At 46.8% G+C, this 20,446-nt stretch carries 20 protein-coding genes; all 20 read right to left on the bottom strand.

The features are described from left to right. Positions 1–31: 31 nt before the first annotated feature. The 20 genes from CGC65_RS23500 to CGC65_RS23590 all read right to left on the bottom strand — a co-directional run bounded on the left by CGC65_RS23500 (position 32) and on the right by CGC65_RS23590 (position 20,437). Complete coding sequence (locus CGC65_RS23500) at positions 32–1,660, bottom strand: recombinase family protein (RefSeq protein ID WP_002568772.1); 1,629 nt, start codon at positions 1,658–1,660, stop codon at positions 32–34. After that, a complete protein-coding gene (locus CGC65_RS23505) occupies positions 1,602–2,960 on the bottom strand; it encodes a recombinase family protein (RefSeq protein WP_002568773.1) in 1,359 nt (452 codons plus the stop codon). Before CGC65_RS23505 ends, CGC65_RS23500 begins: the two co-directional genes overlap by 59 nt. A gap of 15 nt (positions 2,961–2,975) precedes the next feature. Beyond that, the gene (locus CGC65_RS23510) at positions 2,976–4,553 is read right to left on the bottom strand and encodes a recombinase family protein (protein ID WP_235622583.1); all 1,578 of its coding nucleotides are present in this window, start codon (positions 4,551–4,553) and stop codon (positions 2,976–2,978) included. Between the two features lie 91 nt (positions 4,554–4,644). Beyond that, on the bottom strand, positions 4,645–4,794 hold the full coding sequence (locus CGC65_RS31410; RefSeq protein WP_002568775.1) for a hypothetical protein: 150 nt from the start codon (positions 4,792–4,794) through the stop codon (positions 4,645–4,647). Continuing rightward, positions 4,781–4,921, bottom strand: coding sequence for a hypothetical protein (locus CGC65_RS31055; RefSeq protein WP_155419569.1), 141 nt, complete (start codon positions 4,919–4,921; stop codon positions 4,781–4,783). The genes CGC65_RS31410 and CGC65_RS31055 overlap by 14 nt, the downstream gene beginning before the upstream one ends. Before the next feature lie 1,437 nt (positions 4,922–6,358). Continuing rightward, on the bottom strand, positions 6,359–6,643 hold the full coding sequence (locus CGC65_RS23520; protein WP_002566039.1) for a DUF6809 family protein: 285 nt from the start codon (positions 6,641–6,643) through the stop codon (positions 6,359–6,361). Positions 6,644–7,337: 694 nt separating this feature from the next. Further along, on the bottom strand, positions 7,338–8,114 hold the full coding sequence (locus CGC65_RS23525) for a sugar phosphate isomerase/epimerase family protein (protein WP_002566040.1): 777 nt from the start codon (positions 8,112–8,114) through the stop codon (positions 7,338–7,340). 24 nt (positions 8,115–8,138) lie between these two features. After that, positions 8,139–9,110 carry a Gfo/Idh/MocA family protein gene (locus CGC65_RS23530; protein WP_002566041.1) on the bottom strand — a complete coding sequence of 324 codons (972 nt, stop codon included), beginning with the start codon at positions 9,108–9,110 and terminating at the stop codon, positions 8,139–8,141. Between the two features lie 17 nt (positions 9,111–9,127). After that, on the bottom strand, positions 9,128–10,006 hold the full coding sequence (locus tag CGC65_RS23535; protein ID WP_002566042.1) for a sugar phosphate isomerase/epimerase family protein: 879 nt from the start codon (positions 10,004–10,006) through the stop codon (positions 9,128–9,130). Positions 10,007–10,020: 14 nt separating this feature from the next. After that, positions 10,021–10,998, bottom strand: a complete 978-nt coding sequence (locus tag CGC65_RS23540; protein WP_330369656.1) for a Gfo/Idh/MocA family protein — start codon at positions 10,996–10,998, stop codon at positions 10,021–10,023. Beyond that, entirely contained in the window at positions 10,961–11,875 is a 915-nt protein-coding gene (locus CGC65_RS23545) for a dihydrodipicolinate synthase family protein (protein WP_002566044.1), read from the bottom strand. Before CGC65_RS23545 ends, CGC65_RS23540 begins: the two co-directional genes overlap by 38 nt. A 16-nt stretch (positions 11,876–11,891) precedes the next feature. Then, the gene (locus CGC65_RS23550) at positions 11,892–12,962 is read right to left on the bottom strand and encodes a TRAP transporter substrate-binding protein (RefSeq protein ID WP_002566045.1); all 1,071 of its coding nucleotides are present in this window, start codon (positions 12,960–12,962) and stop codon (positions 11,892–11,894) included. Positions 12,963–12,997: 35 nt separating this feature from the next. Next, positions 12,998–13,963, bottom strand: a complete 966-nt coding sequence (locus tag CGC65_RS23555; protein ID WP_002566046.1) for a sugar phosphate isomerase/epimerase family protein — start codon at positions 13,961–13,963, stop codon at positions 12,998–13,000. Between the two features lie 21 nt (positions 13,964–13,984). Beyond that, positions 13,985–15,088 (bottom strand): Gfo/Idh/MocA family protein, encoded by a 1,104-nt coding sequence (locus CGC65_RS23560; protein WP_002566047.1) that lies wholly within the window; start codon positions 15,086–15,088, stop codon positions 13,985–13,987. Between the two features lie 39 nt (positions 15,089–15,127). Then, positions 15,128–16,072: an ROK family protein gene (locus CGC65_RS23565; RefSeq protein WP_002566048.1), complete on the bottom strand. Its 945-nt coding sequence runs from the start codon at positions 16,070–16,072 to the stop codon at positions 15,128–15,130. Positions 16,073–16,093: 21 nt separating this feature from the next. Then, positions 16,094–16,654: an SIS domain-containing protein gene (locus CGC65_RS23570; protein WP_002566049.1), complete on the bottom strand. Its 561-nt coding sequence runs from the start codon at positions 16,652–16,654 to the stop codon at positions 16,094–16,096. 23 nt (positions 16,655–16,677) lie between these two features. Continuing rightward, the gene (locus CGC65_RS23575) at positions 16,678–17,115 is read right to left on the bottom strand and encodes a cupin domain-containing protein (protein ID WP_002566050.1); all 438 of its coding nucleotides are present in this window, start codon (positions 17,113–17,115) and stop codon (positions 16,678–16,680) included. A gap of 43 nt (positions 17,116–17,158) precedes the next feature. Continuing rightward, complete coding sequence (locus tag CGC65_RS23580; RefSeq protein ID WP_002566051.1) at positions 17,159–18,199, bottom strand: zinc-dependent alcohol dehydrogenase; 1,041 nt, start codon at positions 18,197–18,199, stop codon at positions 17,159–17,161. 58 nt (positions 18,200–18,257) lie between these two features. After that, positions 18,258–19,088 (bottom strand): sugar phosphate isomerase/epimerase family protein, encoded by an 831-nt coding sequence (locus CGC65_RS23585; protein ID WP_002566052.1) that lies wholly within the window; start codon positions 19,086–19,088, stop codon positions 18,258–18,260. Between the two features lie 35 nt (positions 19,089–19,123). Next, a complete protein-coding gene (locus CGC65_RS23590) occupies positions 19,124–20,437 on the bottom strand; it encodes a TRAP transporter large permease (RefSeq protein ID WP_002566053.1) in 1,314 nt (437 codons plus the stop codon). Between the last annotated feature and the right edge of the window lie 9 nt (positions 20,438–20,446).

Consider the following 20,446-nt stretch of genomic DNA (forward strand, 5'->3'; position numbering starts at 1 on the left):
ATAACTGTATATCTTCTAATCCTTCTCTCGTTTACAGATTCACGTCCAACATCATACCTGTCCTTAGCTGGATTTGAAGTTTGTTTTTCGATATCACACGTATCTCCCGGACGATCTGCCGTATGAAGATATTATCAAATTCGGCTCCTGAGGTCCCGCCTGTCTCACATATGATTCGGCTGACTTCCTGGTCCAGATATTCATACTCGTCCCTTATCTTTTCCTGCTCTCGTATGCTTTCCCTCCTCTTCTTTAGTTCGCTTATCTGTAATCCCAGCTTTCGCATTCGGTCACTGTACCAGTTCTCACCACCATGTTCCCTGGCTGCCATGCCCACATAGTCCATAAGCTGGTCTCGCAGTTCCTCTATAGTTTTATCAATCTCTTCCTCTGTGCACGCTCCTCCAACAACCTTGGCAGCCCGGAGGATATCTTCCTTTACCCCGTTTAAGAAGTTTTCTTCCTCCTGGTCAATTGACAGGCTGTGCAGCTTTCCCATGATTGCTTCCTGAATGACTTCCTCCTTTAACGTAGGGGATTCATGGCACCGCTTCGTCCCATGCTCCAGACGGTTGATGCAGCGCCATACGATTACCTTCTTCCCATTTTTTGCCCAGGTTGTCCTGCGGTAATGGCCTCCGCATTCATTGCACACCATGATTCCGGTCAGTGCATATTTAGAACTATATACGCCCTGGGCCGTCTTCCCTTTCCTGGTTCCGGCTTTTTTTAACGAGGAGCGTCGGGCAATCTCCTCCTGTATCTTATAATAGACGGTCTTCGGGATGATTGCCTCATGATGATTCTTCACATAGTACTGCTTCTGCTGGCCCGAGTTCTTCACTCTCCGTTTGGTCAGGTAGTCCGCTGTGAACGTCTTTTGTAACAGCACATCCCCCATGATTTTTTCATTGGTCAGTATGTTGTAGATGGTACCCGTACTCCATGTTTTCTTACCTGTGGTGGTCTCTATCCCTGCGTCCTCCAGTCTGTGCTTGATTCGTTCCAGGCTGTCCCCGTCCAGAAACCACCGGGCCATGTTTCGGATAACAGCCGCTTCCTTCTCCACGATGCACATCTCTCCGGTTGGCGCCTTCCTGAATCCATAGCTTCTCTGTCTTGTGGATTCCCCCTTTTCAAACTTTCTCGCATACCCCCACTTGACGTTGGTGCTGATAGCCCGGCTTTCCTCCTGTGCCTGGCTGCTCAGGATGGTCAGTATCATTTCGGTTGAATCATCCAGGGTGTTAAGGTTTTCCTTCTCGAAGTACACGGCCACGTTCTTTTCCTTGAGCTTCCTCACCCAGGAGATGCAGTCCACCGTATTCCTGGCAAACCGGCTGATGGATTTCGTAATGACCATGTCCACCTTCCCCTTCAGACACTGATCCATCAGCTGATTAAAATCATCCCTGCGGAAGGTATTGGTCGCGCTGCGTCCATCATCCGCGAAGACACCGGCGAATATCCAGTTGGGATTCTGCATGATGTGCCTGGTATAATATTCAATCTGTATGTCATAACTGGACTGCTGCTGTTCCAGCTCCGTGCTGACGCGGCAGTATGCCGCTACCCGCAGCTTCCGAATTTCTCGGGATGACTCATCTGTCGGGTTCCAGGTTGCCGGGATGACCTCTACGATTCGTTCCGCCCTTGGCACGTAATTCCTCCTTTCCATCTGCCGCCTTAGTCCGGCTCTCCCGTTTCTTCCGGCCGGTTTCTTCCAATCTGGTCTGTACTTGTGTAAACAGTTCCCGTGTCACCAGAGCGGCAAATTTCTTATCCCCAAGGTAAACAGAGTTGGTGAGGATATTTCGGATGCAGCTGTGGCTCCATGCTGGCCTTCCTTTCTGGTTGGGTATGGACTGATGTACCAGCTCTTTAGCCAGAGTGGTCAGCGATATCCCCTCCGCATAAGATTGGAATAACATCTGGACGATTGGACCGTATTGTTCATGGATGATTGGCACCTCCTGTCCATCCAGCCAGTATCCGAAGGGGACGCAGTAACGTATGTTTTTCGATTTCTTATCTTTTGTTTTTATTTCTGGATATTGAAGTACTATCGCATTGTTTATCAGCTCAAATTTCAGGCTTCTGTCTGGCTGGACCTCTACCCTCTTGATGATTTTGAATATGGATGCCTGGATTGCTATCAACGAATCGAATGCCGTTGCCTGGATGGAACCATCCAATCCCCGAAGGTAATCCTCTATCTGACGGGTCAATTCTGTCATCTTTATCTCTTGGTATCTCCTGGCAGCAATCTGAAAATATAGCTGCTCCATCCTTTCATCGTCTTTATTGCATCGGTTCCAGCACACATTTAATTCAGATTCCATGCGCTGTCTTTCTTTGATGATTCCGGTCAGTATCTGTTTCGTTTCCTCATGGTACAGGGCCGGCTCTGTTTTCATCCGCACAAGAGCTTGTAAGAACAGTCCATCCAGTTGCTTCTCTGTCAAGATGGGCATCTTACATGGTTCCTTCGTGGCTGGGTCGTAATGCCTGCATTTCCAATACCGGACTTTTCTCCTGTCCTCCTTGCCACTCTGCTTATAGATGGAATATACCCCGCCGCAGCTGCTGCATATCAACCGGGCTGTATACATGGATGTTCTCTGAATGGAGCCGGTTGGATGACGCTGGTTCCATAAATCCCGGGAGCGTTTCAGATGTTCCTGTACCCGTTTAAACTGCTCGTCTTCAATCATTCTCGGGTACGGTTCCACTCCCAGATAGTCCTTGTTACGCAATATTTTCCGGATAAGGGCGGGTGTCCAAGATGGTTTCCCATGGACGGATGGTACCTTCTTGTCCTTTAGCATCCCAGCTATTTTTTTGATAGATTCCCCTCCATCATATGCATCAAAGATAAGGTGTACAGCCTCACTCTGCTCTGGATTCATTCTCATGTATCCGTCAACCAGACGGTACCCGTAGGTGATATAGTTGTTCATATGGCATCCCTCCTGTCATAGGACTGGCTCATATAGGTTAAGTCCGCACCGCAGATGGAAGCCCAGCTCCCGTTCCTTTCCCACTGAGACTTCCCGGACCAGGAGGATAAACTGGTCACCATCGAACGCCTGCATCTTCCCATCATATCCCTGGAGCTGATGCAGGGTGGCCTGTAATCCTGTGATGGTATCCTGGTGGATACCTCTACTGTACAGCTGTTTCTCTTCTGACCTGCATCTGCTTAGCTCTCGTTCAATCTTCCGGCTCTCCTCAAAATAAAGAGCAGAGTCGATACACTCATTTGCTTTTAACTGCCTGAGTATATGTCTCTGCTCTTTTAGTTCCAGTTTCTTTTGATTTAAGGTATCCAATGCCTCATGAAGTCCATTGGTCTCCTGCATCTTCTTCATCCCCCGGATGACTGGGTCCAATATCTCGTCCGCGTACTCTTTCAGAGTATTAAAGGCATTCACAAACGTGTTTTTTATATCCGCTTCCCAAATCTCATTGGTATAGCACTGGCATGCCTCTGACCGGTGGCCCGGACATCTCCACTTGATGGACACTCCCTTTCGTCTCTGCTCCTTCTTACGGATGAAGGCTCTCCCGCATTCCCCGCACACCACCTTCCCGCTTAGGATATAGGCTTCTCCACATCCACGCGGGTTCATCTTGGCCTGTCTGCCAAGACGGTGCTCCTTTATCTGTTGTAACCTCATCTGTTCATTCCTACTTAGGATGCCTTCATGGTCATCCCTTATAAAGTACTGTGGCTTCTTCCCACAGTTTTTCTCTGTCCGGTACGGCACCGTCCCAGTCGAATAGGTCTTCTGGTGAAGACAATCACCCACTGTTTTCTCGTTGAACAGGATCCGAAGGACTGCCTCGGAAGACCAGAGCCCGCCATAAGGCGCCGGTACTCGGTTTCCATTCAGGTATTCGGCTATCCTCACCCCGCTCATCCCATTCATGTACATGCTGGCCATCCTGCGGACCCATGCTGCCTCATCCTCCTTGACAGCCAGTTCCTTCTCTTCATCCTTATCGTAACCATACGGCCGTCTGCTTATCACGAATGTACCATGCCGGAACCGGTTCACCGCTGACCAGTGGATGTTTTGGGATATGTTCTCTGACTCCTGCTGTGCAACCGCACCGTATACGGTCAGGATTCCCTCGCTCTCCTCCGTCATGGTATTCAGGCGTTCCTTCTCGAAATACACACTTACCCCTATTTCCTTCAGATGGCGGACCGTGGATAAGGTGTCCACTGTGTTCCTGGCAAACCGGGTGATTGATTTGGTCAGTATGAGGTCTATCCTTCCTTTTTCACATTCCTCCAGCATCCGCCGGAAGTCCTCCCTCCCCCATCGGCTAGTTCCGCTTATTCCCTCGTCCGCATATATCCCGCAGAATTCCCAGGCCGGATTTTTCTGGATAAGTCCTCTATAATACTCCATCTGTGTGTCGTAAGAGTGATACTGGCCATCGTCATCCGTGCTCACACGGCAGTATGCACACACCCGTATGCTCCGTATCTCGTATCCTGTATGTCCCGGTTCGGCCTTTGGGATGCATAATACTTCTGCCACTTGCTGTGCCTCCTTTCCTCCGTTTTCAACAAGACACATTACCACACTTCCTGCACCATATCAAGTATCAGTTCTCCAAATCTTCACATTTTTATACAACATGTTGGGAACATATCCTCTGGTACTTCCGAAGGACCATGTCATACATGACAGGGTCAATCAGTCTTTGGCGCAGCAGCTCATCCAGTATCTTCTGTACTTCTCTGAATCGCAGGTGTGGAAGCAGCTCAATTGTTTCCATAGTTCCTCCAGGAATACTCTATTTCCATCTCACGGATTTCTTCATGTGTATCGCTCCTGAAGCTGTTATGGGAATGCCCATCTGTAACACCTTCATCCATTCTGGCCTCGTTCCATTCCACATCCATGCAGTCATCCCGGAAGAACGGCTGCATGATCTGGCATCGAACCCACCTTCTCTCTGTCTCTTATTTGTGCTTCTATTTGACACTACTCCCCGAAGCTTGTCCAGAAGGATACCTGGACAGGGCAGCCAGTCCGCCTGCCTGCAGCGTACAGGCATCATAGGAATTCCACCTCCTCCGGGTTCTCCGGGGGCCGCCCTCATTGCGTGGTCCCCGGCCAAGGGGGCTGTGACTGGACGGAAGTATCATTGTCAGCTGTCCGGGATTATGGCGATTCAACCCTGCTTATGATTGATTGGGAGTCGGGTGTGTGCCGCTCTTGCCTTAAGATGTAACACACATTCATGGACAGGACCATGTCCTGCAGGCAGTCATCGCGCACCCCTCACGTCGCTTTCGTTCCTCACGACCGGACAGCCAATGTAACGGATTGGCTGGATATGAAGTTGTCAATGTACGACGGACGGCTTACTCCCGTCCTTTTATTCAGGCCTGTATGAATCATTTTTTCTTTTGTGGATTATAATATATCCAGTCTCCCACTTAAGAGATGGACCGGTTATACCCCATTCTCTCCTTCCATTCCGGGTTTTCAAAAAATACCCCTCTACTATTTAAAAGCCGAAAAATAGGCCTACTGATAACCAACTTACTTACAAAAACTTTATTAACCTCCCCTGAATTCTTCTGCAATCTTTCCCTTCAAAATGCCTGCAAAAAATATCCCCCTACTTTTAGAGGTAAAAAAAGGGCCTCCTGATAACCAAACTTTTTCTTAAATATATATAAACTTCTCTGAAACGCAGGTATTGAAGCAGCTCTTTTCTTCCTTCATGCGAATCCTTCAGATAACTTCGTTGGGTCAACCTCCCCTGTATTTATACATTCCCCTCTCATGAATGGGCAATTTCAATGGAGATGGACTTATGTTTTTCTTTACAAATGCATGGACGAGCCAGTTCCTCATCCTCTTCTAAAAAATATCCCCCTACTACTAGTGGTAAAAAATAGGCCTTCTGATAACCAGATTTCTTCTTACGATTTTCTTAAGATACACAAGTTCGGTATACAACCAGACTTGCAGATTACATTTCCAAAAAAATACCCCTCACTATTAGTCCAGTTTCAGCCCCCTTTTGATAACCTCAAAAATTCATTTTCGTTAAAAGTGCACATATAACTTTGGTTATTTTTACTCAGTTTGTCACGCCTCAAATGGTTTATATTCTTTCCCTCTGTACTAGATATTCCATTGGGTACTTCTTGGCGGGCCACCATGGGCCAGGGCATGGCCCACCGGATAGACAGACTCCACCCTTGGCGTGGCATGTATTTTTTTGTACGGGAGCTGCCTGTATTTGATTTTTTTCGCCTCTGTTTTCCTCTCTAAACAAACAAAAAGCCGCCACATAATATGACGGCTACCCTCAAAACATACTATCACATATCCCGTATCATCTTCATCAACCGTATCCCATCCTTTACCCCTTCCTCATACAGATACAGCTGACACATCCCATTTCCATCCAGCATGTCATCAATACAATCCTCTATGGCCTCCCTCTGCTCCTTGGTGATTTCCTTCATCCAATGGTCCATCCGTTCGTTCAGCTTGTGGTCTGCTTTCTTTTCTTCCTGTGTCTTTTCTTCCTGCCATCGGGTTACCAGCCATTCTACCCTGGTTGCTATGACTTCCTCACATTGTTCCCTCGTAGTTTTCTTCATGGACACTCCTCCTTCCGCCAACACCATATCGAATATCCCGGCGGAAGTCCATATCCACATGTCATAAAGATTCTGCTCCAAATACGTCAGAACCACCTACAGGGTGCACCTATAAATACGCCATTTTCCTTGTACTTGCGTGGTCTCCAGTCAAAACCGACCACCTGACAGGTGACCAAGGCTCCAAACAGGTGCACCTTTGTGGAAGCAGAAAAACGCCCGCATTGCGGGCGATTGTGGCCGGGAGGGGCGCCTTTAGGTGCACCTCCCTTTAACCTGCACACAAATCGAACGGGGGATACGGTTTGATTCATGGCGACGAATGCGACGTTAAGATATCAATTATTCTTATCCAAAAGGGGCTTTCTTATATTGGGCCAATTTAGCCAGATTTATTGCGGTATGGCCCATTACTCCATCCCTTGCCCCAAAAGCCAACACAGTGGCTTACAGAGCGTTACAAAGTCCTAATTCAAGCCGTCTTTTCGAAACGCTTTACAGCTTATACTCAATTAATACTTCCTTTTTATAGTATCTAGGATAATTCCCTTTCGCTGTCTCTCAAATAATGACACACAAGTAGATAACTATACTAAAAGTATATATGATTCAAGATAACCATTCAAATTTTTTACTCTAGTTATCATGATTTAAAAACCCGTTATCCCCACCTGCACCAATGTAAAACTATCAATCACAGAAAAGCTTGCAAAATAACCGCCGTATCTCTGTATGCCCGTTTCCAATCCTCCGGAATATCAGCTTCAATTGTTAAAGTTCCTTGATATCCGGATTCTTTTAAGACATCCAAAAATTCCGTATAATCAAAATCATCGTTGGCGTTTGGGAAGGGACGCTCGGGATACGAGATTGGGTAGTCCATGTGTATATGGTGTACATAATCTGAATAGGACACGATATCCGTTAGCGGCTCTTTTGCCCAAACCAAATGACGTAAATCAGCCATTGTGAACAGATTTGGCATATCTACCTCCCGGATAATCCGTACCGCCTCCGGCAGTGAGTTAATATAGTTGGAATACATAGGACCAAGGGGTTCCAAGATAACCTCTACATCATAATTACCTGCAATCTCTGCAAACATGCGCATAAAGTCAATAAACCGATTTTCTTTTTTAATGCTGGTTTCATCTATGAGCAGACGAGCCTTACCATTTCCAATAATAATCCTGTCCATCCCAAGTAACTTCGCCCTATGACAAGCATGCTCAAGATAAGCCTTATATTCCAATGCGTTAAAAGAATCCGTAAAAAACCATGGCTTGGCAACCGGAAGCGCCCTTGCTCCTGTCAGCACCGGAAAACCAATCTCATGCACCTTATCACAAAAAATACGAAACTCATTTTCTGTCAATGCTTCAATCTCCGGTACATCCAGTTCCGCATAATCAAATCCAGCCTGCCGGATATTATCATAGTCTGCGATTCGTCCAAAGCCGCCTAATCTCATAAAATTTTCCCTTTCCTCTTCTTGTTATAATCCTGCTTTTGCGTTCATATCATCAAGAATCCTGTTAACATCCAGCATCTCTTTTAACGATGCGCGGGGTTTAGCCCCAGTCAACCAATCGTTCAATGTTGTCTTTGTATAAACAGTGTAGTATATGTCACTATCCGTGTTTAACGGAATACCCACTGGCTCTCTATCATATTCCCTGATTTCCAGACGGTTCTCCGCAAGTATATAATACCCATTCTCTGTGACAATTGTCCAGCGGTTCTCCCGTTTCGATTCCTCCGACATGGGATAAGCATAGCCGCTTTCCAAAAGCAGGGAAGTTCCATTTGGCAGCTTCAGCAATGAAGTCGCATAAGTCTCAATGTCATATGGAGAACTATATTGATAAGCGGACGCTAATGTTTTGGCGCTGCAACTGTCTGTCAAAAACAAAGCCATATCTATAAAATGGACACCCAGATTAGTCATGCATCCTCCTCCTGCTGTACGTTGTGAAAGCATCCAGGAAGAAGTCTCCAGATAGCGGGATGGAGGACCTGCAATAAAACGATAGGACATATGAGTAATTGGTTTGGTAAGATATTTGTTTTTCAGCTCATTAACAGTATCACTATAGCGCCAGACAAAAGGAATGGAACAAAAACCGTTCTTTTTCTCACAAAATTCATATAAGGATTCCACCTCGCCAGCATTCATGCCGGCTGGTTTTTCCATTGAGAATGGGATGCCCAGCTTTAAAAGATATTCCGCAGTGTCTTTCATCCGGTAGTGAGGCGCAAATGCAAATACGAAATCGGGCTTTGTTTCCATTACCATCTGACGGTAATCCTGATATGCAGGGCAGCTGTACTTCCCGGCATAGCGTTCAGCGATACCAATGTTATCATCACTGATACCGACTACCGAATTCTCAGGAAGTCCCGGAAGATACAGCGGTAAATGCCAATGACTGACTCCTAGCAAGGCAATCTTCATCTTTTCACTCATTTTTTCCCCCTTCGGAATCAAAAAAGTATACTTTTTAAATAGTCAATCGATTTTTTCATTCCAATGGACGCATCCGGAATGTCATCCGGATGCCACCTTCTCTCATATTCCAGAGAAAGCCACCCATCATATCCGTGAGCCTTCACGGATTTCAGTATTGCAGGCCAGTCTAAAATGCCTTCTCCCACAATACGAGTGCGCACATTTCTCTCTGATTCATCCGGATGGGATACGTCAGATGATACAAAATCCTTACCTTCCAAAAATACCAAGTCTTTTACATGCATATAACTGACATATTGCTGCTGTAGAGAAATGGCCTCTTCATATCCTTCATTTCCCGTAAAGGTCAGATTGGCCTGGTCATATAGGATGCGGACTGCCGGGTGGTCAATATCCCGGATTAATGCGGCACTATCCTTTGCAGATACCGCCATTGTATTAAAATGATTTTCAACGATTAACACAACATCCTTCTGGGCAGCCAGATTACCCAGATACCGCAGTGATTCTATCAGTTTCTCTCTTCGTTCTTCCAACTTTTGTGTATCCCCTGCCAAAAGATTCCCACCATAAATACGAATGTAATGCGCATTCAGATACTGGCAATAATCAATCACGTTACGAATACTTTCGATTTCCGCCTGTCGAACTTCTTTATCAAGTGAATTAAAGTAGGAGTTATATGGAGTCAGGCAGGAAATTTCAATTTCATTTTCCTCTGCACAACGCTTCACAATAGAAAGGCTTTTTTCATCACAATCACAAGGAATTCCTGAACAGTATCCATCCTGAACAACAATTTCTGCTCCATCCGCTCCAATCCTATGAAACAGCTCAATTGCTTCGTTCACCGTATATTCCGGCGTACCCATTGTATGTCCGGCAATTTTCATGTGTCTCCTCACCTCTACTCCATCCCTGGAAGGCCTGCACTTCGCAATATCCTATCCAGTAATTCATGTGTCTTATATGCATCCACAGCATTTGTAAGTGGTACCCTGTCTTCTTTTACACAGTCCAGGAAATGCCGGATTGCATAGCTGAAACCAAGCTTATCTTCTGACCGTGCCCATCCCATAGCAAGGGGAGTCATCTCTGTGGTATGCTGCTCCTCTGCATCCGTTATGGTGATGCTATCAGGTATTTTGATAAAAACAGAGCGGTTGCCACCATGAATCTCAATATTTTCTTCCCACTGGCCAGAACTGCGGTCAGCTATCAGCATACCTGACGCACCACTTTCAAACAATAACTGCGCTGTGGTAAAGCTTTCGTAATCCGGATCTGTGAATTTAGAAATTGCATGTACCTCCTTCACTTCACCGCCATAAAAACGCATCAAGTCCACAATATGGATTGCATTTTCCAATGTTGCGTGATATTCCGTAGCCGGACGGTTTTTCTGTCCTATGATAACATCCGGAAGGATATCTGTATAGACTTCTTTGGCTTTCTGACATACCGGAGCATACCGACGGTTAAATCCAATCATCAGTTTGCGTCCAGTCTGTTCTGACAATTCAGCCATATGGTCAGCATCTTTCAATGTTGTTGCCATAGGTTTTTCACTATAGACATCTATACCTGCTTTTAGGAGAAAGGATATCTGCTCAGCATGGCATGCCTTTGGAGTAAGCACAAAGGCACAATCTAAATCGAGCTTTACAAGTTCTTCCAAAGACTGCACTACCTGTTGGGCGCCGCACAGACGTTGCGCCTTTTTGGCACTCTCAAGATGATTTGCCATGATCCCAGCCAGCTCCACATCATCAAATCTTGGAAAAACCGGTAGGAAATTATTACTGGCAACATAGCCCACTCCAATCACTCCGATACGCAGTTTATTCCTACTCATGAATACCTTCCTCCTCACAGTATGCATCATAGATTTCTTCTAAAATGCGCTTCTCATCTTCCTTAAGCGGGCGCAGTGGACCACGGCATACATCCGTACGGATAACGCCGCGCAACTTAAGCAGTGTTTTAAGCGCCGGGATACCAGGAATCCCAGCCAGCTTACGGTCCGTTTCCACAATCTTTTTCTGGGTCATAGCCGCGCCTGCATAATCCCCCTGCTGATACTGTCGGTAAAGCCTCGTAAACCTTTCATGAAAAATACTCCCTGGCCCGGTTACCGTTCCTACGCCCCCTGTCATCAGGCACTGCAAAAACAAGCTGTCACAGCCAATTAAAAGCTCTGGCTTTCTTCCATCTGTTTCAAGATAATCTTCTACCCGCATAAGGTCCGGGCTGCTGTATTTGATTCCCACGATATTAGGAAACTCCTCCATCAACTTTTGCAGCAATCCAGGCTTTACATCATTAGTCGTGCAACCGGGAATATTATATATGTACACGGGAAAATTCTCCGGAAGGCCTTTTATAACGTCACGGTAATACTGTAAAAGCGATTCTTCATCCATTTGGAAAAATGCAGGACTCATAATGCCAATCCCATCTGCCCCAATATCAACCGCATGTACTGCGTGGGATGCGGTTTCTCCTGTTGTCATACTACCACACTGGATAAACAACGGAAGGCGGTGAGCGTTCACGTTCGCCATAACCTCTGCCACATGGTCCCTTTCCTCCTTTGTCAGGAGCAGGCTCTCGCCATTTGTCCCGTTGGGATACAGGGCATTTACACCGGCTCCTAATAGATACCGTGTGAAATTCGCAAGCGACGCGTCATCAATAGATCCATCCTCATTCATCGGTGTAATGGTGGGAATAACAACCCCACACAGCCTTTTCTCATACATAACGTATTTCCTCCCACTAATAGTTTTCCCGTGTCTTTGTCAGCAAATCATACAGCGCCTTCTGATCCTCGCTGGCATCCGCCAGAAATTTATCAACAACCGGTTTTACAGCCTCTTCAAACAGCGCTTTATCAACCTCCACAATTTCAACGCCCTGTTCCTTCATTGCCTTCATACCATCCTCGGTTGCTTCTGGCCAGATCTCATTATTCCATACATCAGAGAACTTCTTGCCGGCTTCCAGAACAGCTTCCTGATTTTCAGCAGACAAGCCGTCAAACCATACCTTACTTACGAATACCGGGTCCGGTATAGTGAAATGCTCCGTCAGGGAGAAATGCTTCGCCAGTTCCTGCCATCCATTGGCAACCACTACAGAGGGGGTATGGTCAAGGCCGTCAATGGTCCCCTGCTGCAGACCGGTATAAATCTCGCTTGCACCAAGAGGCGTGGCGATTGCACCCATAGCATTGGTTGAATCCGCCAGAATCGGATCCTGCATGCAGCGAATCTTAAGTCCGGTAAGGTCTGCCGGGGTATTGACCGTTTTCTTCTGGTTCATTATGCTGCGGCTTCCAATGTCAGTCCACGCAATGATGACAAATCCATTGGCTTGGGCGTCCGCTTCCAGCATCTCGCGGACCGCCGGGTCCATTACTGTTGCACAGGCCTGCTGTCCGTTTTCCCACAGATACGGCAGGGAGAATACAGACCACATGTCATTAAATGCAGAAAGATCCGTGGCAGCGCACTCCGTCATCTCAATGGTTCCGTTTCCCAGGCCCTCAAAGGTTGCGGTCTTATCCCCCAGCTGGGAGGATGGATAGAATTCCATCTTCATACGCCCATCTGAGCACTCTTCAATCAGCTCTCCTAATTTCAGCGCCCCCTCTGCCTGCGTACCGGTGGATGGATACGTTACCGAATACTTTACAACCACCTGTGAAGCATTGACAGATGCCGCGGTGTCTTTCGAGGCAGATGTGCCGCTGCTGCCGGCAGAAGCAGGGGCCTTAGAGCTGCCGCAGGCGGCCAGGCTGATTGCTGTGGCTGTTATAAGTAACATGGATATAAGATTCTTTTTCATATGGTTAATCTCCTTTATCATTCTTTATTAGTTAATTACGCCCACCACATCTCTGTTTTGTCTTCCATTATCAGAGATTCTTTGACAATCCTGACCGCTTTTTCCAGGCCCTCGAACCGGTTGATCAGGCTATCCTCATGTTCAATACTGACCGCCCCATCGTATCCTATGATACGCAGTGTGGAAAAAATATTTTTCCAGTAAGCCGTATCATTGCCATAACCAATGGTCCTGAATATCCAGGAGCGATTAATTTCATTGCTGTAATGTTTGGTATCCAGGACGCCGTTGACCGCGGTATTGATTGAATCCACCTTTACGTCCTTGGCATGTACATGATAGATTGCGTCCTTAAGTTCCCGGATGACCGAAACAGGGTCCATTCCTTGCCAAAGAAGATGGCTTGGGTCAAAATTCACCCCAATTTCCCTTCCAACCTCCCCCCGTAGCCGTTTCAAGGTTTCAGAATTATAAACCATAAATCCCGGATGCAGTTCCAATGCAATCTTCGTCACGCCATTCTCCTTTGCAAAAGCAGCAAACTCCTTCCAGTATGGAATCAATACCTCATTCCACTGATAATCCAGAATCTTAAGATAATCATCCGGCCAGGGACAGGTCACCCAATTGGGGTATTTTGAATCCGGACCGTCTCCGGCACATCCGGAAAAGCAGGTAATCGTATCCAGTCCAAGTTCTTTACAAAGGCGTACCGCGTCCCGCATATCCTCGTCATAGGCAGCTGCAATTCCCCGATCCGGGTGAATGGGATTACCATGGCAGGAAAGAGCGCTGATAGTCAAACCGGAATCCGCTATGGTCCGCTTAAATCCATCCATCTTTTCTTTGTCCCCAAGCAAAACCGCGGGATTAACATGGGACTTGCCGGCATATCCGCCGCATCCCGGCTCTATTGTCTGGATTCCTATGTTCCGAAAATAGTCCAGGGCCTCTGCCAGGGGTTTGTCCTGCATAATATTTGCTACAATGCCAATCTTCATTCTGATTGTTTCCTCCCGTTTTTAATTAACACTGGTCCAACGGCCTGTTTTCGCGCTTTCAAATATCTTATCCAGAACCTGCATCTGATGCAGCCCATCTTCAAAGTCTGCGTATGGATTAATCGGCTTTACTCCACGAATTGCCCCATAAACAGCAATAAAATTCTGTTTAAAAGCATCCGGAAACCCCTCTGCGTGACCGCCCGGATAGGTTATGATTGGCGCAGTATCCGGATGAGCCAGCCCACGGTCTTTTGTCAGCAGGCGATTAGGTTCATTTCGGTATCCAAGCTTCAAATCACCAATGGCTTCGCTGTCCCATTCAGCAGAAATTTCCGAACCGGATACACGAATCGTGGTCTGATTTTTCCTGCCCTGATACACCTGGGAAAATACAGCACTGCCAACAGCTCCATTCTCAAAGCGGACCATAACATAAGAAGTATCCTCTGTATCCACTGCTACGTCCTTTAAATCCCCTGCCAGATTCATCTTTCTCACTGGCAGATTGGTCTGGAACTCCGCAAATACCTCTTTTACTTTACTTCCAATTACATACTCCGCCAGGTCAATCCAATGAGAACCAATATCTGATGTGACGCGGGTACTTCCGCCTTTGTCGGACAACATACGCCAGTTAAAATCTGATTCCTTGGAAAAGCAATCTTGTAAATATGCTCCATGTACGCCGTATATTTTACCCAGAGCCCCATCCAGAATCATATTGCGCAGCTGATGGTTGGCGGGATAGAATCGGTTATGTAAATTAATTGCATGGACAAGATTACTTTTCTTTGCCGCTTCCAGCATTTCTTTTGCTTCCCCAGCATTCCTTGCCATGGGTTTCTCACAGATTACATGAATTCCATGTTTGAATGCGTAGAGGGCAATTTCTTTATGCGTATGGTTCGGTGTACAAATATGAATACAATCCGGTTCTACTGCTTCAATCATCTCACGATAGTCTGAGAATCCATTTGGAACATCCAGCTCCTCTGCCTTTTGTACCGGGTCTACAATGTCTACCAATGCCACAACATCCACACCCGGCACACGCTTAAGCGCTTCCACGTGCGCCGCTCCGATAAATCCTGACCCAATAACCGCTGCTTTTAAACGTTTCATATCCGTTCTCTCCTCCTGTCTCATATTATGCTTATGCCCTTACTGCTCCAGAACCAGGGCTGCCGCCCCGAGAAGGGCCGCTTCATAACCTAGCGGAGTCTTTACAATATCAATATCCTGCATCTGTTTAAATGCATTCTGCTGAACGGAAACGCGGATAGATGGAAGCAGAAGATCAAGGGACGCTGCAACCCCACCGCCAATCACAACTGCCTGGGTATTTAAAATATTAATGCAATAGGAAATACCACGTCCCAGGTATGTACCAATCTGATTCAAAATATCCAGGGCATCCGTGTTTCCTGCCCTGGCAAGAGCTGCGCATCCTGCCCCATCCGGCTTTAACCCCATCTCATCCAGCGCTTTTGCAAATGCGGGAGATGTAAGCCTGCGCTTCCTTGTCTCCCGTATCAGCGCTGTTCCGGAACCATGTGCTTCCAGGCATCCATACTGACCACAGGGACAATGCGCCGGCGACTTATATTCAACTTTTAAGTGTCCCAGCTCACCAGCAAAACCAAGGCCTCCCCGTACCAGTTTTGAACCTTCCACCACGGCGCCGCCCACGCCTGTACTCACTGTCATCCATATGAAATCCGTATAGTTATTTCCTAGTCCAAACCGCTTTTCGCCAATAGCGCAGGCGTTGACATCATTCTCGCACCGCACCCTTGAAATCCCAAGGTTTTTACTCAAATAGCCCGCTACTTCCACATTTTTCCAGTTTGCATAAGGTGCGTAAAGCAGAATTCCCTTTTCGTTGTCCACAATTCCCGGAAGCGACACCCCCAGTCCGGCGAAGTCCTCCGCCTGTAACTCAGTCTGATGCATCAGACGTTTCATTGCCTGTACGCATAATTCCAGATGCGTCTCATATCTTTCGACAATGGACGGAAAACTTTCCTGTATCAAAATTCCACCATTCTCATCCAGTATAGCAACAATGGTTTTTGTTCCGCCAATGTCTAGTGCCGCAATATACATATCTTCATCCTCCAATATGCCTTACGCCCCCACATTGTCTGCATAAATCTGCTGTGAGATTGCATGTCCCAGAATTACATGAATATCCTCAACAACACCATAATTCTCAGATGGGATAATCATTGCAAAATCAGACATGCCGATTATCTTACCACCTTTATCCGCAACAACACAGGCTGTTTTTGCACCAATCTCTTTTGCGTACCGATGAGCTTCCACAAGATTTGATGAGCTTCCTGAAACAGAAAAGGTTAATACCAGGTCGCCCGGCTCCAGAAAATTCTTCATCTGCTCAACAAACGTTGTTTCATATCCACAGTCATTACCAAGAGCGCTGAAAATTGCCCCGTTATCTGCCGGTGAAAAAATTTTTAGGCGTTTGGAATCTCCTCTGTTAATTCCTTTGCCAAAATCACATACCCAATGGGATGCGGCGGCCGCGCTTCCACCATTGCCAAGCACAAAGAGATGTTTTCCGTTATTCCTAGTCTCCTCAATCAAATCAAACAGTTTCTGTATATCCTCTCTCTTAAGGCCATCAATCGTATCATTTAACATTTCACTATATGTATCAAAGAACATTTTTCTTTCCTCCATTTTCCTCTTTATACTTCTTCCACATATTCTCCGGAGTTATCCTCCAGTATGTCATAGCCTGCGCGCAGGTAAAGGTCAAGCTGGGGCGGCGTCGCGATACCAAGCGTTACAAAGTCCTCTGTATTTTCCGCTGGATTGCGGGTACCGTGCAGGACGCCGGGAGGCGCAAACACAATATCTCCTGTCTCAACCGGAATCCACTTGTCATAAAGGTAACACTCACCCTTACCGCTGTGGATGATGAGGATTTCCTCAGAAATGGGATGCTTATGGGGCGCAAATTCCTTACCTGGCTTATGAAATCCAACCGCGATATTTGCTCCGCGGCATCCCATCTTTGGATTTAAAGCGAAATGAACATCGTGTCCATTTGGCATTGTCCACACTTCACCGCCGCTGATACTAAACTTTCCTCCATATTTCAATACATGCTCTTTGTTTGTCATTACAAAATCTCCTTTTCCTGAAATTATTCTACCATTCTATTTTTTATGATCGAAACCGGATAACCGGCTTGATTGCCAAACCAGACATCATGTCATCAAACGCCTTAAGGGCATCCTTATAATCATAAACCGTAATCAGCTTCTTTAAATCATCCTGAAGCCTCACCAGAATATCAACTGCCGCGCTGGTACCATCTGTCTTAAGATGTGGATACGGTCCCTTGGAGCCCCGGATGGTCAGCTCTTTGCGCATAATAGGCAAAAGCTCCACCTGTTCTGCAAAGCCGCTGTAAACACTGCCCACCACGATACGTCCTCCCGGACGGACCACCTGGAACGCGCTCTGAAGGACCGGGAGCGCTCCGGTAAGCTCAATAATCACATCCGCACCCTTTGAGCCACACATCTCAAATATCTGGTCCTGCCAGTTCCCGTCATTGCTGTCAATCACCTCAATAAATCCAAGACTCCGCACTTTTTCCAAACGTGCCTTACTATTATCCACTCCCACAACCACATCTACGCCCATGCTCTTTATAATGCGGGACGCAATCAGACCCATCGGTCCCATACCAAATACAACCACTGTTTCCCCATGCTTCACATTAGCCTGACGTGCCACATGGTAAGCACAATTGGTTGGCTCCAGCAGAGTTGCTGTAATATCATCAATGGTATCCGGAACAGGACTGATAAAACTGTATTCCTGCGTATTTAACACCAGGGTTTCCTCTGAAAATCCTCCGGGCAAAAGGGCATCGTTCATGCTCCTGCAATAATTTGGAAGCCCGTTGCGGCAATTCCAGCAGTGTCCGCAGGCTCTGGAAAGCTCACTTGCCACGCGCATACCCTTCTTAATACCATTTGCGCCGTCGCCAGGATCCACTACCACGCCGGAAAACTCGTGCCCGAAATATCTTTCATTCTCAAGGGAACGTTTTCCACGGTAAAGCGCTATATCGCTTCCACAGATGCTGCAGGCTGTTACATCAATCTTAACCGTTCCCGGTTCAAGGGTCTTAATGTCACCGCAGTTTTCCTGTAATTCTAATTTCCCATAATCAACCAATGCCACTTTTCTCATAATATCCATCCTTTCCATACTTCCAGACGTATGTCCCGGTATCTATTTACAGCATAAATCATCCAAAAATAGAACGGGCGTATTTAATACCGTTACCCATATGTTCAACTGACTCTTCAAAGGTGTCATACCAGAGCTTCCACGGATAAAGCCCAAATACCTCAAAGGAACAATACCCCTTAAAATCCACTTCCCGCAGCGCCTCTGCCACAGACGCAAAGTCAAAATGCCCGTCTCCTGGCGCCTGGCGGTTTGAGTCCGCAAGATGCAGGTTTGCCAAGGTATGTCCATAATTGCGGATGGTTTCAGCCGGATTTACTTCTTCTATATTTAGGTGATAGGTATCCGCCATGGTACGCACATTTGGAAGGTTTACCATATTCACAAAATTTACCGCTTCTTCCAATGTGTTCAGGAAGTTGGTTTCATACCGGTTAATTGCCTCCACAGCCAGGGTAACCCCTTTTTCCTGGGCATACAGACCAACCTGGCGTATTACCTCAGCCATACATTTCACTCCTGCCTCCCTGTCCCAGTCAGGCTCAAAGCTTCTGGTCTTTCCGCCGCTTCCCACTATAACGGTAGGGCATTCCATATCATATGCAACATCCACTACCTGTTTCAAATAGGCAGCAGACTGATTCATCATCTCCGAATCCGTGCTCAAAAGCCGAATGGTTCCGTCGAAAATATAGTGAAGGGCGCTGCAAACAATTCCTGCATCATGAATCCAGCCTAAAACCTCTTTTCGGCGCTCCGGTGTGGATTCCACCGGCAGGTGAAGGGCCGCGGTAAGCTCCACGGCGTCATATCCCAGCTTTGCCGAAGTATCAATAATTTTTTTCAGATCCGCCATGCCAAAGGCCGCGGTACAGGCACTAAACTTCATATATTTCTCCTCCTACAATTTATTTCCTTATACGGTTATACCACACTGTATCCCAGCATCACCGGAACATAGGTGACCAGCGACGGGATATAGGTAATCAGCAGCAATGCGGCAATCTCTGCAATCAGATATGGAATAATGCCCTTGATGCCTTCCTCCACCGTAATATCTCCAATTCTACTTCCTATAAATAAGCAGTATCCCAGCGGAGGCGTAATATTACCAATGGTAAGGTTAAGCGCCATGATAACACCAAAATGAATTGTACTGATACCAAGCGCAGCCGCGACTGGAGCCAGAATCGGAGCAAGGATAATAACGGAAGCGCCTCCATCCATAAACATTCCCATAATAAGAAGCAGGATATTCACAAGCATCAGAAATACGTATTTGTTACTTGTTAAGGAAAGAATCAGGTCATTCACAATAACCGGCATCTGGAGCGCTGTCAGACCGTAACTGAATACCCGGGCGCAGGCAATAATCAGCAGCAATGGCGCCGCACTGTTAACCGTTGCAAGCAGCAGGGACCAAATATCTCGAAGCCTTAAGGTACGACTGACAAAAAGACTGACCAGCAGACTGTAAACAACCGCAATGGCTCCCGCTTCTGTAGGAGTACATACACCTCCCATGATACCTCCTACAATAATAACCGGCATGCCCAATGGAATGATACCATCAAGAGCAACCTTCACAACTTCGTTGCGGCTCAGCCGTTCATCGTGCTTCGGAAAATGATACATGTGATTACGGACCAGCAAAACAATCATCAGTATTAAGCCCACCAGAATCCCCGGTATCAAGCCTCCCATAAACATTGCTCCGACCGAACACCCAACCGCGGTGGCAAATACAACCATGATGATACTCGGCGGGATAATTGGCCCGCAGGTAGAAGCCGCAGCAATAATTCCAACTGCCTCTTTTGTGGGGTATCCTTCCTCTTTCATGGCGGGAATCAGGATACCACCCATGCAGGAGGTACTTGCCTGTGCGGAACCGGTAATGCCGCCAAAGAACATACTCGCCACAATACTGGAAAGGCCAAGACTGGCGGGCAGGCGTCCAATCAGCAGCATTGCAAACCGAATCAGCTTCTCCGTAATCTTTCCCCGGTTCATAATCTCACCTGCAAGCATGAAAAACGGTATAGCCAAAAGGGGCAGACTCCCTATGCCGTTAAAAATAGACTGTGGAATAACCAGTGTGGCAAGAGGAGTTGCTGTGGATGATGCCAGTGCCACAAGGCTGAGCAAACCGGTAAACATCAGGCTAATGTAAATCGGGATACCTGCAATGATAAAAATAAAGGTCAAAATGACCAGGAGCGCAATTATTTCTCCCATCTATGTTTC

This window comes from Enterocloster bolteae (assembly GCF_002234575.2).
Lineage (GTDB): Bacteria > Bacillota > Clostridia > Lachnospirales > Lachnospiraceae > Enterocloster > Enterocloster bolteae.

What these genes read in the sequence shown, in the direction of transcription:
- CGC65_RS23505 (WP_002568773.1), bottom strand. Translation starts at nt 2,960, where the DNA reads ATGAACAACTATATCACCTACGGGTACCGTCTGGTTGACGGATACATG.
- CGC65_RS31410 (WP_002568775.1), bottom strand. Translation starts at nt 4,794, where the DNA reads ATGGAAACAATTGAGCTGCTTCCACACCTGCGATTCAGAGAAGTACAG.
- CGC65_RS31055 (WP_155419569.1), bottom strand. Translation starts at nt 4,921, where the DNA reads ATGGATGTGGAATGGAACGAGGCCAGAATGGATGAAGGTGTTACAGAT.
- CGC65_RS23520 (WP_002566039.1), bottom strand. Translation starts at nt 6,643, where the DNA reads ATGAAGAAAACTACGAGGGAACAATGTGAGGAAGTCATAGCAACCAGG.
- CGC65_RS23525 (WP_002566040.1), bottom strand. Translation starts at nt 8,114, where the DNA reads ATGAGATTAGGCGGCTTTGGACGAATCGCAGACTATGATAATATCCGG.
- CGC65_RS23530 (WP_002566041.1), bottom strand. Translation starts at nt 9,110, where the DNA reads ATGAGTGAAAAGATGAAGATTGCCTTGCTAGGAGTCAGTCATTGGCAT.
- CGC65_RS23535 (WP_002566042.1), bottom strand. Translation starts at nt 10,006, where the DNA reads ATGAAAATTGCCGGACATACAATGGGTACGCCGGAATATACGGTGAAC.
- CGC65_RS23540 (WP_330369656.1), bottom strand. Translation starts at nt 10,998, where the DNA reads ATGATGCATACTGTGAGGAGGAAGGTATTCATGAGTAGGAATAAACTG.
- CGC65_RS23545 (WP_002566044.1), bottom strand. Translation starts at nt 11,875, where the DNA reads ATGTATGAGAAAAGGCTGTGTGGGGTTGTTATTCCCACCATTACACCG.
- CGC65_RS23550 (WP_002566045.1), bottom strand. Translation starts at nt 12,962, where the DNA reads ATGAAAAAGAATCTTATATCCATGTTACTTATAACAGCCACAGCAATC.
- CGC65_RS23555 (WP_002566046.1), bottom strand. Translation starts at nt 13,963, where the DNA reads ATGAAGATTGGCATTGTAGCAAATATTATGCAGGACAAACCCCTGGCA.
- CGC65_RS23560 (WP_002566047.1), bottom strand. Translation starts at nt 15,088, where the DNA reads ATGAAACGTTTAAAAGCAGCGGTTATTGGGTCAGGATTTATCGGAGCG.
- CGC65_RS23565 (WP_002566048.1), bottom strand. Translation starts at nt 16,072, where the DNA reads ATGTATATTGCGGCACTAGACATTGGCGGAACAAAAACCATTGTTGCT.
- CGC65_RS23570 (WP_002566049.1), bottom strand. Translation starts at nt 16,654, where the DNA reads ATGTTCTTTGATACATATAGTGAAATGTTAAATGATACGATTGATGGC.
- CGC65_RS23575 (WP_002566050.1), bottom strand. Translation starts at nt 17,115, where the DNA reads ATGACAAACAAAGAGCATGTATTGAAATATGGAGGAAAGTTTAGTATC.
- CGC65_RS23580 (WP_002566051.1), bottom strand. Translation starts at nt 18,199, where the DNA reads ATGAGAAAAGTGGCATTGGTTGATTATGGGAAATTAGAATTACAGGAA.
- CGC65_RS23585 (WP_002566052.1), bottom strand. Translation starts at nt 19,088, where the DNA reads ATGAAGTTTAGTGCCTGTACCGCGGCCTTTGGCATGGCGGATCTGAAA.
- CGC65_RS23590 (WP_002566053.1), bottom strand. Translation starts at nt 20,437, where the DNA reads ATGGGAGAAATAATTGCGCTCCTGGTCATTTTGACCTTTATTTTTATC.